Origin of the sequence: Gordonia sp. DT30, from assembly GCF_049844915.1 — a bacterium.
Taxonomy (GTDB): domain Bacteria; phylum Actinomycetota; class Actinomycetes; order Mycobacteriales; family Mycobacteriaceae; genus Gordonia.
In genome coordinates, this window is sequence record NZ_JBNCLY010000007.1 from 156,889 (window position 1) to 171,972 (window position 15,084).

Annotated in this window: 13 protein-coding genes; 6 read left to right on the forward strand and 7 right to left on the reverse strand. The window is 66.9% G+C overall.

Annotated elements, in window-relative coordinates; genetic code table 11:
* Nucleotides 1-17: 17 nt before the first annotated feature.
* The 3 genes from ACLQ3C_RS09485 to ACLQ3C_RS09495 form a co-directional block, all read right to left on the reverse strand.
* Nucleotides 18-893, reverse strand: coding sequence for an ABC transporter permease (locus tag ACLQ3C_RS09485; protein ID WP_425704801.1), 876 nt, complete (start codon nt 891-893; stop codon nt 18-20).
* Nucleotides 890-1,660 (reverse strand): ABC transporter ATP-binding protein, encoded by a 771-nt coding sequence (locus ACLQ3C_RS09490; protein ID WP_425704802.1) that lies wholly within the window; start codon nt 1,658-1,660, stop codon nt 890-892. The genes ACLQ3C_RS09485 and ACLQ3C_RS09490 overlap by 4 nt, the downstream gene beginning before the upstream one ends.
* A gap of 91 nt (nt 1,661-1,751) precedes the next feature.
* Nucleotides 1,752-2,987, reverse strand: coding sequence for an amidohydrolase family protein (locus ACLQ3C_RS09495; protein WP_425704803.1), 1,236 nt, complete (start codon nt 2,985-2,987; stop codon nt 1,752-1,754).
* Between the two features lie 341 nt (nt 2,988-3,328).
* Here ACLQ3C_RS09495 and ACLQ3C_RS09500 point away from each other — a divergent pair, with 341 nt between their 5' ends.
* The 4 genes from ACLQ3C_RS09500 (at nt 3,329) to ACLQ3C_RS09515 (ending at nt 7,823) form a co-directional block, all read left to right on the forward strand.
* Nucleotides 3,329-3,934: a helix-turn-helix domain-containing protein gene (locus tag ACLQ3C_RS09500; protein ID WP_425704804.1), complete on the forward strand. Its 606-nt coding sequence runs from the start codon at nt 3,329-3,331 to the stop codon at nt 3,932-3,934.
* A gap of 55 nt (nt 3,935-3,989) precedes the next feature.
* Nucleotides 3,990-4,961: a PDR/VanB family oxidoreductase gene (locus ACLQ3C_RS09505; protein ID WP_425704805.1), complete on the forward strand. Its 972-nt coding sequence runs from the start codon at nt 3,990-3,992 to the stop codon at nt 4,959-4,961.
* Entirely contained in the window at nt 4,958-6,274 is a 1,317-nt protein-coding gene (locus ACLQ3C_RS09510) for an amidohydrolase family protein (protein ID WP_425704806.1), read from the forward strand. Before ACLQ3C_RS09505 ends, ACLQ3C_RS09510 begins: the two co-directional genes overlap by 4 nt.
* Nucleotides 6,275-6,509: 235 nt before the next feature.
* Nucleotides 6,510-7,823 carry a DUF222 domain-containing protein gene (locus ACLQ3C_RS09515; protein ID WP_425704807.1) on the forward strand — a complete coding sequence of 438 codons (1,314 nt, stop codon included), beginning with the start codon at nt 6,510-6,512 and terminating at the stop codon, nt 7,821-7,823.
* 100 nt (nt 7,824-7,923) lie between these two features.
* Here ACLQ3C_RS09515 and rsmA read toward each other — a convergent pair whose 3' ends face one another.
* The 4 genes from rsmA to ACLQ3C_RS09535 form a co-directional block, all read right to left on the reverse strand.
* Entirely contained in the window at nt 7,924-8,883 is a 960-nt protein-coding gene (gene rsmA / locus ACLQ3C_RS09520) for a 16S rRNA (adenine(1518)-N(6)/adenine(1519)-N(6))-dimethyltransferase RsmA (protein WP_425704808.1), read from the reverse strand.
* Complete coding sequence (locus ACLQ3C_RS09525; protein WP_425704809.1) at nt 8,847-9,932, reverse strand: transglycosylase family protein; 1,086 nt, start codon at nt 9,930-9,932, stop codon at nt 8,847-8,849. The genes rsmA and ACLQ3C_RS09525 overlap by 37 nt, the downstream gene beginning before the upstream one ends.
* 176 nt (nt 9,933-10,108) lie before the next feature.
* Entirely contained in the window at nt 10,109-10,975 is an 867-nt protein-coding gene (locus ACLQ3C_RS09530; RefSeq protein ID WP_425704810.1) for a TatD family hydrolase, read from the reverse strand.
* 86 nt (nt 10,976-11,061) lie between these two features.
* Nucleotides 11,062-11,895, reverse strand: a complete 834-nt coding sequence (locus ACLQ3C_RS09535; protein ID WP_425704811.1) for a PhzF family phenazine biosynthesis protein — start codon at nt 11,893-11,895, stop codon at nt 11,062-11,064.
* Nucleotides 11,896-11,990: 95 nt separating this feature from the next.
* On the opposite strand from ACLQ3C_RS09535, the gene ACLQ3C_RS09540 reads away from it, so the two are divergent.
* Both ACLQ3C_RS09540 and ACLQ3C_RS09545 read left to right on the forward strand, forming a co-directional pair.
* A complete protein-coding gene (locus ACLQ3C_RS09540; protein ID WP_425704812.1) occupies nt 11,991-12,731 on the forward strand; it encodes an HAD family hydrolase in 741 nt (246 codons plus the stop codon).
* A complete protein-coding gene (locus tag ACLQ3C_RS09545; RefSeq protein ID WP_425704813.1) occupies nt 12,728-15,082 on the forward strand; it encodes a glycoside hydrolase family 65 protein in 2,355 nt (784 codons plus the stop codon). The genes ACLQ3C_RS09540 and ACLQ3C_RS09545 overlap by 4 nt, the downstream gene beginning before the upstream one ends.
* Nucleotides 15,083-15,084: the final 2 nt, after the last annotated feature.

Consider the following 15,084-nt stretch of genomic DNA (forward strand, 5'->3'; position numbering starts at 1 on the left):
GAGGTGAGTGGTGAGAACTACTGCTGGTACCAGCGTCCGACGATGCGGTTGCCGACCCATCCGAAGAACCAGAACACGACCACGCCCAGCAGCGATGCCAGGACGATCGCCGCGAACAGTTCGGGCGACTGCAGCCGGGACCGGTAATTGTCGATCAGGATTCCGATTCCGGGATCGCCCTGTTTGAAGAAGAAGTCACCGACGATGGCGCCGACCACGGCCAGCCCCGCGGAGATGCGCAGCCCGGCGAAGATGGCCGGCATCGCGGCCGGGAACTCCAACTTCCGCAGCACCGTCAGCCGACTTGGATGGTGCAGTGCGAACAGATCACGCATCCGTGGATCCACCGAGCGGAATCCGAAGAGCGTATTGGAGACGATCGGGAACAACGAGATCAGGACACAGACGAAGACGCGCGCACCGAATCCGAACCCGAACCAGAAGCCCACCAGCGGGACCAGCGCCAGGATCGGGATGCACTGCAACACCACCGCATACGGAAACAGCGCATTTTCCATGGTCCGCGATTGGGCCATCGCGATCGCCCACAGGATGCCGATCACGGCGGCGATCAACAGACCGGTCAGCGCAACGGTGGCGGTCCGGCCGAGCGCCTGCCACATCTCTTGCGCCGAGTCGCCGAGCAGTCCGTCGGTGAGGACCTGCTGCGGCGGTGGCATCAAGAAGCGGCGTGATTCGTCCAGAAAGACGTAACTGACGAGATACCAGGCGCCGATGACGAGGACGAAGACGAATGCGGGGGCGGACCACCGGCGCAGCCGTGCCGTCACGCCGCCGGCGGAACGTGTCGGCGGTGCGGTCGCGATATCCGATGTCGCCGCCGCGTCCGCGGCGGGGCCGGCGGATCGGGACCTGCTGAGCGCACGGGTCATGAGTGGGCCTCTCGAAGTGCCACCGACACCCGTTCGGTGAGGTCGGTGAATGATCGGTCGAATCGGAGATCAGGGGTACGTGGGTAGTCGAAGGGGACCTCGAACTCGTCCACGATCGTGCCGGGCCGGCCGGACATGACCAGCACCCGCGACGAGAGGTACACGGCCTCGCTCACCGAGTGGGTGATGAACAGTCCCGCGAATGTCTTGCGGGAGAACAGCTCGGTCAGCTCCTGGCCGAGCCGCTGGCGCGTGATCTCGTCGAGGGCGGCGAATGGCTCGTCGAAAAGGAACAACTGGGGGTCCACGGTGAGCGAACGTGCCAGCGACACCCGCATGCGCATCCCCCCGGACAGCATGTGCGGCAGGTGCTTGCCGAATCCGTCGAGCCCCACCAGCGACAGCGCCTCCGCGGCGCGACCACGGCGTTCCCGCTTCCCCACACCGTCGAGCTCGGCGAGCAGTGCCGCATTGTCTTCGACTGTGCGCCACGGCAACAGCGTCGCGTCCTGGAAAACGTAGCCGATTCGGTCGGCGCCGCACTGCAGGTAGCCATCGGTGATCGACTCCAGCCCAGCGGCCAGTCGCAGCAAGGTGGACTTTCCGCAGCCGGACGGGCCGACGACGCTGACGAATTCGCCTTCACGAACCTGCAGGCTCACGTCGTGCAGTGCGTGGGTGCCGTTCGGGAAGCGCAGATCCACGTGCTCGAATCCGACCATGGGGTGCCGGGTCACCGGTGGCGTGGGTGGGGATGTCGATGTCATGAACGACCTTCCGGGTGATGAGTGGACTGGAGGGTGACGGACTGGGGAGTGGCCGACCGGGTAGGGATTGACCGGCCGGGCGGAAATCAGGTCACGCGATCGCGGTCCATGTGGTGGATTCGGTGCGGGACACGACGCGGCCGTCCACGATGACGACGCGGTCATCCGGGGCAGCTGCCATCGCCTCGACCTGGTTGGCGGCGCGTACGGCCATGAAGTCGGCCAGTGCCCCGACGGCCGGCCCCGCCGGTTCGAGGCCCAGTACGGCGCGGGCGGCGGTTGTGACGAGTTCGAGTGCAGTGTCGGGAGTTTGGTGGGCCGCGGTCACCAACAGCGACGCGGTTTCCAATGCGTCCCCGCGCCCCATCGGATTGAACGGGTCCCGGATGTTGTCGGCACCGGCAGCCACAAGCACACCGCCGCGCACCAGCTCGTCGATCGGTGCGATACCGCGTGGACCCGAACCCGGCGGGACCCTGCCCTGCAGGTAGAGGTTGGTGATCGGCAACGTGACCACCGAGATCCCGGACGTACGAAGCGCTTTGACGGTTTGTGACAACTCTTCGGGCTCCATCGTCGACGACCGGCAACAGTGGCCCGCGGTCCTGGTACGGTCGGCCGGCCATCCGGCGACGAGTTCGGCGAAGGTGCCGATCGTCATGTGATCGCCGATCAGGAATTCGTCGGTGTGCAGATCCACACCCACTCCGCGGCTCTCGGCGAGTCGGATCAGATGGGCGACCTCGGTCGCCGGGTCCTCGGCGATGTGGGGTGCGCCGCCCACGAGGTCCGCGCCGGCATCGAGCGCCCCGAGAACGACTTCCGACGGCGTTCCGGGAAGTGGAAGCGCGACGATCTCGATGGCCATCACCGACGCCAATTCGCGCCGTACCCGATCGATCGCCCGGATCCCGCGGTAGGGATCATCGCCGGCGAGGACATCCACATGGGTACGCACGGCAGTGGTCCCACGAGTGAGCATCAGCAACGCGGCCGCCCGTGCTCGCCGATGAAAGTCGGTCTCGTCGAACACGTCGACCCCGCGCCGCCAGCATTCGATCGCAGCATCGAGATCGCCGACGGCGGGTGTGAGATCCTCCCACGACAACGCCTTGTCGAGATGGGCATGGGGGTCGGCGGCCGGCGGCAGCAGTACGTGATCGCTCAGGTCGAGATGTCGTTCTCGGTATGCGCCCGCGGTCGTGGAGCCGATCGCCGTCACCCGCATCCGGCCCCCGTCGTCGGGGGCGAGAGCGACGTCGATCAGGTCACCCCCCGCCGATCGCGCGGTGATCACGCGATAGGGCGGCGCACCGTGTGACTGCATATGACCTCTCCGATGGTGAATGAAATGGCATCGCCGCATCGAAAGACGCGGCGCGGTGGTCCCGCCTGGCTGGGTGGCGGAGCTATGCTGATGGTCTGAGCTATGTTGATGTGGTCAACATCGAGAAAGGTACGAGCGCCGTATTGCGGTCGTGTTACGGGCAGACGTTGCGTGTGTGACATGTCCGCCGCCGCTTGAACACAACCCCACAGTGATTGCGCAGCACGGCAATTCGGACGCTCCAGGCGGCGTGACACGCACCGTCGGCAACCTCACAGTCCGATGGGCGGCTATTGTGACTCCTCAACCGTGATTCCTCGCCGCACAAACAGGAGGTCGTAGTGGCACTCGACAGTCCGGACCCGGCGCAGGCCACCTTGGGCGCCGAGATCCGCAGGCGCAGAACCGAGAAGGGATTCACCATCACGCAGCTGGCCACGGACGCGAAGATCTCACATTCCTTCCTCTCGCAACTGGAACGCGGATACGCCCGGCCGTCGATGCTCACCCTGGAACGCATCGCCTCCGCGCTGGGCACCACCCAGGTGAGTCTCATGCTCGCCACCACCCCGCCGAACACATCGTCACCGCCGAACGCACAACTGCCCGAGGGGACGCAACTGATGCGCAACGAGGAGGGCACCTGGTTACCGCGGTCTCCCGGACGGCGTGAGGCCAGTCACACGCGGCTGCTGGTTCGTGGGGACGCCGCCTTCTATCCGCAGGAACACCTCATCCAGAGCGCCGAATTCGACGAGTACTACCACCATCACCAACCCGAGTGGGTGCATGTGATCTCCGGTGAGATCGAGGTCGACCTCGGTGACGACCATCTCGTCACATTGCAATCGGGCGACAGCCTTTACTATGCTGGCCACATTCCTCACCGATGGCGCTTGAGCCGTGGCCTGTCCGCACATCTCATCGTGGTGCAGGCATCGGAATAGGAAATCGGTTCCCTGGCTGGGACATCGGCGGAGATCTTCCCCTTAGGAGATTTCCATGCCCACAACATCATCCCGTCTCCCCGATTCGGATCTGATCGAGGTCCGTGTCACCGGGCGACGCCCACTGACCGACCGCGTCGACGAGTTCACCCTGACCCCCCTGGCATCTGCGGCCCTACCCGACTGGTCCGCCGGCTCCCACATCGACATCCACACGCCCGGCGGCGCCGTCCGTCAGTATTCGTTGATCTCGTTGCCCGGCGACACCGGCACCTATCGCGTCGCGGTGGACCGATGCGATGAGGGCCGCGGTGGCTCCGTGTCGCTGCACCGTGGGGTGCAGCCCGGTTCTCAGCTCGGGATCAGCCGCCCGCGCAACCACTTCGCGTTGAGCCGGGCACTGCGATATGTCTTCGTCGCCGGCGGCATCGGGATCACCCCGATCCTCTCGCTGGCGGCGCAGGCCGAGCAGATGGGCCGGCCATGGAGTTTGCTCTACACCGGATCGGATCCGACGCGAATGCCCTATGCGGCCGAGTTGTCCGAGCGCTTCGGCGACCGGGTCGTCATCCATTCCTCGTCGACGGCGGGACGGCTGAATCTTTCCCGGCGGCTCGCCGACCTCGAGCCGGGTACCGCCGTCTACGCGTGCGGGCCCGAATCCCTCATCGCCGATGCCGAATCTGCCTGTGCCGACCAAGATGCCGTGGATGTGTTCGCCGAGCGCTTCGTGGCCGCCGATCGGCAGCCCGCGTCGGACGAGCCATTCGAGGTGTCCCTGGCACTCTCCCACCACACCGTCACGGTGCCCGCCGGGCGGACGATCCTCGATGCGCTCGACGATGCCGGTGTCGTCACCGTCTCCTCGTGTCGCGAGGGTGTGTGCGGCACATGCGAAGCCGAGGTCGTCAGCGGCGAGATCGAGCACCGTGACTCCGTCCTGACCCCGGAGGAGCGGGCCGAGAACGAAACGATGATGCTGTGCGTATCGCGGTGCACGAGCGGACGATTGGTCCTCGACCTGTGAGCACCATGACGTTGCGCGGTGCCCTGGCGATCGTCGGCGCCGAATCAGAACACTCCGATGCCATCCACATCCGGGACGGTCACATCGTCTCTGCCGACGCCGACGTGCCGGGTGACACCGAGGTCGTCGACTGCACCGACTGTGTGGTGACTCCCGGCCTCGTCAATGCTCATCATCACCTGCTGCAGACGGCCTTCCGGACACTTCCGGGCAGTCGGTTCCGGCCGATGCGGGAGTGGCTGCAAGTGATGGCAACCGCCTATCGACGGATGCGGGTCGATCCCGAATTGTGTGCGGCGGCAGCCGCAGTCGGACTCGCCGAGTCGCTGCTCGCCGGGGTGACCACCGTGGCCGATCACCACCTGACCTGGCCCGCAGGAGTCGATCCGGTCGATCTGGCCGGGGCGACGATCGCTGCGGCCCGCGATGCCGGTGCCCGACTGGTGTTCGTCCGGGGCACCGCAGGCGACGACCCGCACGCCGCGGCCGACTCCGTACGCGCCATCCATGATGCGCATCTCGTCGACCCGAGTCACGGGGTGTCGGCCGACGGCATGACGCAGTTGGCGACCGGACCGTCGGGGGTGCATGCGGACTCGCCAGATGCGTTTCGCGAACTCGGCACGGTCGCAGCCGAACTCGGTCTGCGGCGGCGCACCCAGGCCAACGAGCAGGTCGACGTCCGAATCGCGCAGGAGCGCTATGGCGCCCGGCCGTTGCAGTTGCTCGAAGACTGGGGCTGGCTGGACCGGGATGTCACCGTGGCCCACCTGTGTGACATCACCACCGACGAGATCGCAGCGCTCGCCCGGTCGGGGGCCCACGCCACGCACGCGCCCGGTTGTGACATCCCGATGGGCTGGGGTATCGCCGGGGTCGCGGACCTCCAGGACGCCGGCATCGTCGTGGGACTCGGGACCAGCGGGGGCGGCAGTAACGACGGAGGCCATCTGCTGGCCGATGCCCGCCTCGCCATGCAAGTATCCGGATTGATCGGCCGCCCGTTGTCGGCGCGGACCTTGCTCACCGCCGCGACGCAGGGATCGGCCACAGGTCTCGGCCGAGCCGAATTGGGTCATCTCCGGGTCGGCGCCGCCGCGGATCTGTGCGTCTGGGATTGCGGTGACGTCGACGACGCCGGGGTCGCCGACCCGGTCGACGGCCTCCTGTGGGCGTCACCGGGACGCCGCCCGCGCGATGTGATGGTGGCGGGTCGGTGGGTGGTGCGCGACCATCGATTGGTCGGCCAAGACTCTCGCGGCCTGGCCGAGCAGCTGCGCCGGCTGCTGCGCGATCGGGAGGCGTCGGCCTGAGATGATCAGGCGCGGCGGCGAAGCCGTGTCGCAGCCGTATGTTGTGACCAGTAGCGAAGGGACGACTGCGGCGCACGCGCTACCACATGCCACCGACAGAAATGCACAGTCACGGAGGACGCGAAAATCGTTGTCCACAAACCGTATTCGATACACAGACGCCGCAGATTTGGGTGCCATTGTCGGTCGATGCGTGTAGGATGGAGACATCGCATCGATCGCCAAGGGGGGCACCATGATCGCCGACGTCACCATCGAAAGCACGGATACTGCAGCAGTTTTGGCCGGATTTGCCGACCAGCTCGCCGAGCTGCGCACCAACCCCGACATGAGCGGGCCGCAAGCACACGCGGCGATGCAACAGATTCTGCTGATCCGCAATCTCGCCGACCACCATGCAGCCGCGTTCACCGGTGAACTCGACCGCCTCGGTGTCGCCGACGGCCACGGACGCCGGTTGCGGGAACTGTTGGTCGTGATGGGGTGCGCGCCCGCTGTCGCCGCCCGGTTCGTACGGATCGGCACCGCCACCGACATCGACCCACTGCGACGCCACGCCGCCGACGGCGCCATCTCGTCCGAACACGCCGACGCGATCGTGCGGGGGCTGTCGCACATCGAAACCCGATCCGCCGAGCCCGTCGACGCCGACCTGCGGTCAGCACAGTTGATGTCACTGATGTCGTGGTCGTCGGCGGGCATGACGCCGGCCCAGATCACTGATCATGCCCGTACCATCGCCAACGAACTCGCCGCCGACACCGACGACGGCAAACCTGCCGCCGAAGACAAGTCGATCAACGAACTCGGCTACCACAAAACCGACGACGGCCGCCTCGATGTACGCGCCAACCTCGATGCCGTTGCCGGGGAAAAACTGCACAGTCTCGTCGAAGCGCTGTCGGCGCCGAAACCGCAATCCGACGGCTCGCATGATCCGCGGCCAGCACAACACAGGCGCGCCGATGCCTTCGAATCCATTCTCGAGCTCGCCGAGAAGGGACTTGCTGACGAGACCGTGTCGTGCAAACCGACCGGCGGCGTCCTGTTGACCATCCCCGCTGATGCCCCGAAGCTGTCCGCACTCGAGTTCATGGGATCGGTGACACCCGCGACCGCGAGAATGTTGGGTTGTGATGCCGCGGTCACCGTCGTCATCGTCGACGGCGAGCAGGTGCCGTTGAACGTCGGGCGTGAGAAGCGGCTGTTCACGCCGTCGCAGCGAAAAGCATTGCTGCTCAGGGATAAGTGCTGCGTCAAATGCGGTGCGCCGGCATCGCGAACGCAGGCGCACCACCTTGTGTCGTGGGTTGACGGTGGGACCACCGACCTCGACAACGGCTGCCTGCTCTGCACCAGCTGCCACCACGACGTCCACGACAGAGCCGGCGCCGGGAGCGAAGCGAGCGGGCCGAATGATCACTGGGACGTGGTCATGGGGTTCGATCGACATCCGTGGCTCATCCCACCGGCCACGGTCGACCCGCGACGGCGACCACTCCCCGCCTACAACCGACGCACCCTACACCTCGACAGTGCCGCTGCCTGAAACAGTCTCACCCACAACGACTTCCCGACTCCTGCACCCGGCCCGCCGGGACCGCAATTGTTGTTTGAGAACTTCATAGGGGCCTCGGCCCGCGCTTCGCCTAAACGCCCGGCACCTGCGCCAGCCGCACGAAGTCGTCGACACCGAGCTTCTCGCCGCGGATCTGCGGGTCGATAGCCGCCGCCCGCAGACGGCGTTCGGCCTCCGCGGCCGAGCCGGCCCACCCGGCGAGCGCCGACCGCATCGTCTTACGGCGTTGCGCGAAGGCCGCGTCGATGACGGCGAAGGTTTTCGCACGCACAGCCGGGTCGTCGGGGTAGCGCGAATACCGTTGCACCCGAACGAGTCCCGATTCCACTTTGGGTTCGGGCCAGAACACGTTGCGGCCGACGGCGCCTGCGCGGGTGACCTCGCCGTAGTAGCGGGCTTTGACGCTGGGAATCCCATAGACGCGGCCGCCCGGCGGGGCGGCCAGCCGATCGGCGACCTCCGCCTGCACCATCACCAGGGCGGTGCGCAGGCTCGGGCACTCGCCGAGTAGATGCAGCAACACCGGTACGGCCACGTTGTAGGGAAGATTGGCGACGAGCGCCGTCGGCGCCGCGGGTAGGTCGGCGGCACGCACCGTCATCGCGTCGGCGGTGACGACATCGAGTGCGTCCGCACGTCGCGGCGCGAACTGGGCCACCGTGGCCGGCAACCGCGCCGACAGCACCGGATCGATCTCGACGGCGATCACTCGGGACACCGTGCCCAGCAACGCGAGAGTCAACGACCCCAAACCCGGCCCGACCTCCAGCACGGTGTCATCGGGGCCCACCCCGGACGCGGCGACGATGCGACGCACCGTGTTGGCGTCATGAACGAAGTTCTGTCCCAGCGTCTTCGTCGGTCGCACCCCGAGTTCGGTTGCGAGCCCACGGATCTGGGCGGGCCCGAGCAACCGCACGGCCGGATCGGGCGCGCTGCTCTGCGCTTCGGGGCCCGTCGATGGGGAGCTCTCCGCCGGCGGGTTGTCGGCGGTCAGCGCAGACCCAGTCCGGATGAGCACGTCGGCCATGCACCCCAGCCCTGGGCGGCCTGGGTCTTCTCCGCGATGGCGATCTGCTCTTCGCGGGTCGCGAGATCCGGGCGCGGCGCGTACTCCTGGCCGCCCCAGCGATCCCAGGTGTTCTGGTCGAACTGGATTCCGCCGTAGAAGCCGTTGCCGGAGTTGATCGCCCAATTGCCGGTCGACTCACACTGGGCAAGCGAATCCCACACCGACCCGGGCGCGACGAACGGCGCCCCGGGCTTGGTGCCGACACGAACGGTGGCCGCAACCGGTGCGGTGATGACGTCCTGACCGAGCTTGGTGCGCTTGACGACCTTGCCGTTGACCGTGGTGACCTCGTAGTGGACGTTGGCGCGTCCGGGCGTGCCGGGTTTGGCCACGACCCGGCGGCCCTTGGTCACCGTCGGATCGTCCTGGGTGATGTCGGGAGCGTTGACGTCCTCTTCGACCGTGGTCTGGTTGGTGCGGATACGCGTGACGGTGATGGTCGTGCCGTTGCCGACCTTGGCATCGGCGGCCGGCTCCACCTTGTCGGTGGCCTGAAGCGGCGCGCCGAGTCGCTGGAGCGCCTCGGCGACCGTCTCGGCCGGCACCGAGGTCTGGGTGCGGGTACCGCCGTCGAGAATGACGAGATTCTTCGGCAGCGTGACGTCGACGACCGCTCCCTTGACCGGGATCGGGCCGTTGGCGTTGAAGTTGGGATCGTCGGCGCCGTGGGCGAGACCCTGCTGGTTGAGCAACTCGTTGACGTTGACCGCAGTCGTCTCCACGACCCGGCGCTGTCCCTCGACGTCGAGGACGACCTGCTTCTTGCGATGGAAGGTGACCGTCTGGCCATCGGCGAACGACGAATCGGGAGCCGGCGACACGATGTCACCGTCCGCGGGGTGATAGCCCTGCGACTCGAGCAACGAGTCCACATTCATCGACATGGTGGCGACCTGGACCTTCTGCCCATCGACATCGATGGTGACGTTCTTGTGCATCGCCGCACCCGTGATGCCGCCGGCAGCGACGGTGCAGAGCACGGCACCGATGGCGACGCGCGCACGCATCGAATCCAGCACATGAATTTTCGCAAAAACAGACAAGATCAAGCATCCTGGTCGGGAACGTGGGCACCTCGCACCCGGCGCGTCGTGGCCGTTCAGGTCGGGCCCGCGGGCCGCTCCCCCGATGAACGGGCCACCGCCGGGGCGATGGATCACAATACGATAACGAGCCGGGATGATTACCGCAAAGGAAGTCGATACGCGCGTCGCGCATTCTCGCCCAGCGTCTGCGCCATCACGTCGTCATCCATACGGCGGACGTCGGCCAGTACCCGAGCCGTGTACGGCAGGCAATACGACTGATTGGGCTGGCCACGGTAGGGATGCGGGGTCAGAAAGGGTGCATCGGTCTCGACGAGGAGCTGGCCGGCGGGCGCCATGTGAGCTGACTCTCGAAGTTCTGCGGCATTGTTAAATGTCACAGTTCCGGCGAAGCTCAGAAAATATCCGCGATCTATGCATTCGCGGGCTACATTTCGGTCACCGGAGAAGCAATGCATGATCACGACGTCCGGGGAGCCCTCGGCCGCGAGGATGTCGAGCAGATCGCGGTCGGCCTCCCGATTGTGGATCATCAGCGGCTTGCCGATCCGCTTGGCCAGATCGATGTGCCACGCGAAGGCCGCCTTCTGCACCTCCGGCGGTGCCGCCGACTCCGACTTACCCGGCCAGTAGTAGTCAAGGCCCGTCTCCCCGATCGCCACCACCCGCGGATCGGCGGCCATCTGCTCGAGTTCGGCCCGCGCCGCGTCGTCGAGTTCGGCGGCGTGGGTCGGATGCAGGGCGACGGCGGCGAACGCGCGGTCGTCCCACCGTGCGGCATCGAGGGCCCACCGGGCGTCGACCATGTCGTCGGCGACGGTGACCGCCTGCCCGACCCCCACCGCCTCGGCCCGATCGAGTATCGCCCGCACCGACTCGGGGTCCCGGCCACCGCAGGCGGCCAGGTGGGTGTGGGCATCGACGAGCCCGGGCAGCGGCGCCGGGTCGGGCGGCGGCTCCCGGCGACGCCGACGCTTGGCCTCCTTGGCGCTCTCGGTCTTCATCGAAGCACTGTCGGTGTCTTGCGAAGCACTGTCGGTGTCTTGCGAAGCGCTGTCGGGGCTCTGCGAAGCACTGTCTGCAGGGTGGGTCACAGCTCGACTGTGCCCGCGATGACCGTCGCGCTCAAACCGCCGATCCAGATGTCGGCGCCGTCGTCGAGCACGTGGATCCGCCCGGCGCGGCGCAGTGCGCTGCCCTGCGCGGCCACATAGGAGTCGGGGGCCAGTCCGGCGCGGCGCAACCAGACCGCCAGACCCGCATTGAGGGACCCGGTCACCGGGTCCTCGTTCACGCCCACCCCGGGCGCGAAGGCACGCACCTCGAAAGCCGGCGTATCCGGCCCGTCGGGATAGGCGCCGACGAGGCCCACCTCGCGATCGCCGAGCGCGGCGAAGTCAGGTCGCACGTCGAGCACGCGTTGCGCCGAGTCGAGACGCAACGCCATCCACTGCGGACCGTTGACGACCCACTCGGCGTCGAGTACCTGCTCGCCGTGCAGCCCGAGCGCGGCGATCACCTCGGCGCGGGTGGCGTCCTCCACCGGCCCGGTCCGGGTCAGCGGCGGCGCGGCGAACGCCAGCCGCGCACCGTCACGGCGGATCCGCACCAGACCGATTCCGCATTCCTGCACGATGTGCTCGCCGGCCGCGGTACCGCCGGCCTGCAACCACGCGGACGCCGACCCGAGCGTCGGATGACCGGCAAAGGGCAGCTCTCCGCCGGGCGTCCAGATTCGCAACCGGTAGTCGGCGGCCGGGTCGGTCGCGGGCAGCACGAAGGTCGTCTCCGAGAGGTTCGTCCAGCGGGCAAAAGCCGCCATCTGTTCGTCGGTGATCCCGTCGGCGTCGACGACGACGGCCACCGGGTTACCGGAGATGGGTTCGGAGCCAAAGACATCAACCTGTGCGAAACGACGAGACATGGCCCCATCGTTCAGCATTCGCCGTCGGCTCGTCCACACGTTTGTCGTCGGCGGGCGACACACGCAGGTTCGGCTTCTCTCGCATACCGAGCCCCATGCGTCGCCGACGGGTAGCGTTGCCAATCGTGTTGGGTTTGCCAGATTCGGTCACCGTCGGCCTCTTTGACCTCGACGGGGTCCTCACGAGTACTGCCGTCCTTCATCGCAAGGCGTGGAAGACCGCGTTCGATGCCTACCTGCGCGAGCAGGTGGGCGAGGACTTCACGCCGTTCACCGAGCAGGACTACCTCGACTACGTCGACGGTCGTCCACGTGATGACGGCGTGCGCGCCTTCCTCACCGCCCGCGGAATCGACGACGTCGACGCGCACACCGTCGAGACCATCGGCGGCGGCAAGAACGAGATGTTCCTCACCGAACTCGAACGCGGCGAGGTCAGTCCCTACCCTGGTTCGGTGCGCTACCTACAGGCCGCGCAAGAGGCGGGATTGCGGATCGCGGTGGTGACCTCGTCGAAGAACGGTGCCGCAGTACTCGATGCGGCCGGCTTGTCCACGTTCGTCGAGGTACGTGTCGACGGACTCGAAACCGCGGCCGCGGGACTGCGCGGCAAACCCGCACCCGATTCGTATCTTCTCGGCGCGCAACGCATGGGCGTCGAACCGGCAGCCGCCGCCGTCGTCGAGGATGCGATCTCGGGAGTACAGGCCGGCGTCGCCGGCCACTTCGGCTACGTCGTCGGCATCGACCGGGTCGGCGGCACCCAAGCCGCATCGATGACCGCAGCCGGAGCGTCCATCGTCGTCAACGATCTCGAGGAATTGCTGACCACATGAGCACCAGTGAGAACGTCTTCGGATTCGACGTCAACCCGTGGCAGTTGCGCTGGCGGGGACTCGACGTCGACATGCTCGGCCGGACCGAGACGCTGTTCGCCCTGTCCAACGGACATATCGGGCTGCGCGGCACCTTCGAGGAGGGCGAGCCCGTCGATCACCCGGGCACCTACCTGAACGGCTTTTACGAGCAGCGCGGGCTGCCCTACGCCGAAAGTGGTTACGGCTACCCCGAATCCGGGCAGACGGTCGTCAACGTGACCGACGGAAAGATCATCCGTCTGCTCGTCGAGGACGAGCCGATGGACCTGCGCTACGGGCGCACCGTCGAACACGAGCGGGTGCTCGACTTCCGTACCGGCACGCTGCGGCGCAACACCTTGTGGACCTCCCCCACTGGGCGCACGGTCCGCATCAAATCCGAGCGACTGGTCTCGTTCACCAAACGCACCATCGTCGCGATCCACTACGAGGTGGAGCCGGTCGGCGAGGACATGAAACTGGTACTGCAGTCGGATCTGCTTGCCAATGAGCCGATCCCGACGCCGGGTAACGATCCACGGCTGGCCGCGGCGCTGGATCAGCCGTTGGTCTCGGATCTGGCCACCTGCCGCAACTATTGGGGCATCCTCGTCCACCACACCAAGAAGTCCGGCCTGCATGTGGCCGCCGGAATGGATCACCAGATCGAATTCCCGGACCGCGCAGACACATTCATCCGCGCCGACGGAGATCTCGCACGCCTGACGGTGGCCGCGAACGTACCCGAGGGCACCCGCCTGAGCCTGACCAAGTACATCGGATACGGCTGGTCGGCCCGTCGCTCGGTGCCGGCGCTGCGGGCCCAGGTCGACGCCGCGCTGGCCATGGCGATGGAAACCGGCTGGGATTCGTTGAAGGCCGACCAGGTCGCCTACCTCGAGGACTTCTGGCGCGACGCCGACGTCGAGCTCGACGGTGATCCCGAACTGCAGCAAGCCATGCGGTTCGCCTTGTTCCACGTGCTGCAGGCCGGCGCGCGCGGCCAGTCCCGGGCCATCCCGGCCAAGGGCCTCACCGGCCCCGGTTATGACGGCCACACCTTCTGGGACACCGAGAGTTTCATCCTGCCGATGCTCACCTACACGGCGCCCGCGGCGGCCGGCGAGGAGTTGCGCTGGCGGCACGCCACCATGGACAAGGCCAAGGCGCGGGCGGCCGAACTCGCCCAGCGCGGGGCGATGTTCCCGTGGCGCTCGATCAACGGCGACGAATGCTCGGGGTATTGGCCTGCGGGCACCGCGGGCGTCCATGTCAGCGCCGACATCGCCAACGCCACCGGCCGCTATCTGCGGGCCACCCATGACGAAGAGTTCGAAACCGAGTGCGGTGTCGAGCTCCTCGTCGAGACCGCCCGATTGTTCGCCGGGCTCGGACACCATGATGTGAACGGACACTTCCGCATCGACGGCGTCACCGGCCCCGACGAGTACACCGCCGTGGTGAACAACAACGTCTTCACCAATCTTGCTGCCCAGCAGAACCTTCGGGACGCGATCTCCGCGGTGCACCGGCGGCCGGATGTGGCGCGGGAGCTCGGCGTCACCAATGCCGAGACGGCACACTGGGAGTCGTGCGCCGACGACATGGTGCTGCCCTACGACGAGGCACTCGGGGTGCACCAGCAGTGCGAGGCGTTCACCCTGCTGGGCGCATGGGACTTCGAGGCGTCGATCGGCAAGTACCCGCTGCTGCTCAACTATCCGTACTACGAGCTGTATCGCAAGCAGGTCGTCAAACAGGCGGACCTGGTGTTCGCAATGTACATGTTCGGCGAAAGCTTCACTCCGGAACAGAAGCTGCGGAACTTCGACTACTACTACCCGTTGACGGTCCGCGACTCGTCGCTGTCGGCATGCTGCGAGGCGATCACCGCCGCCGAGGTCGGCTACCCCGATCTGTCCTACGACCTGCTCGTCGAATCGGTGTTCACCGACCTGCACGACCTGCACAACAACGTGGCCAGCGGCCTGCACATCGCCGCACTGTCCGGGGCGTGGATGGACTGCGTCGCCGGATTCGGCGGCATGCGCGACTTCGGCGGCAACATCACCTTCGCGCCCCGCCTGCCGTCGCGGCTGGACTACCTGTCGTTCCGCATGATCGTGCGCGACTCGAAGCTGGTGGTCGCCATCGACAAGACCTCGGCCACCTACCGGCTGCTGTCGGGACCCGAGATCGATCTGGCCCACCACGGCGAGAAGTTCGTCCTCACCGAGAACACCCCGGTCACCATGCCGATCAAGGAGATCCCATGGCGGGAGCCACCGAAGGCGCCGCCCGGCTGCGAGCCGTACCGCCGTCAGGTCTGACG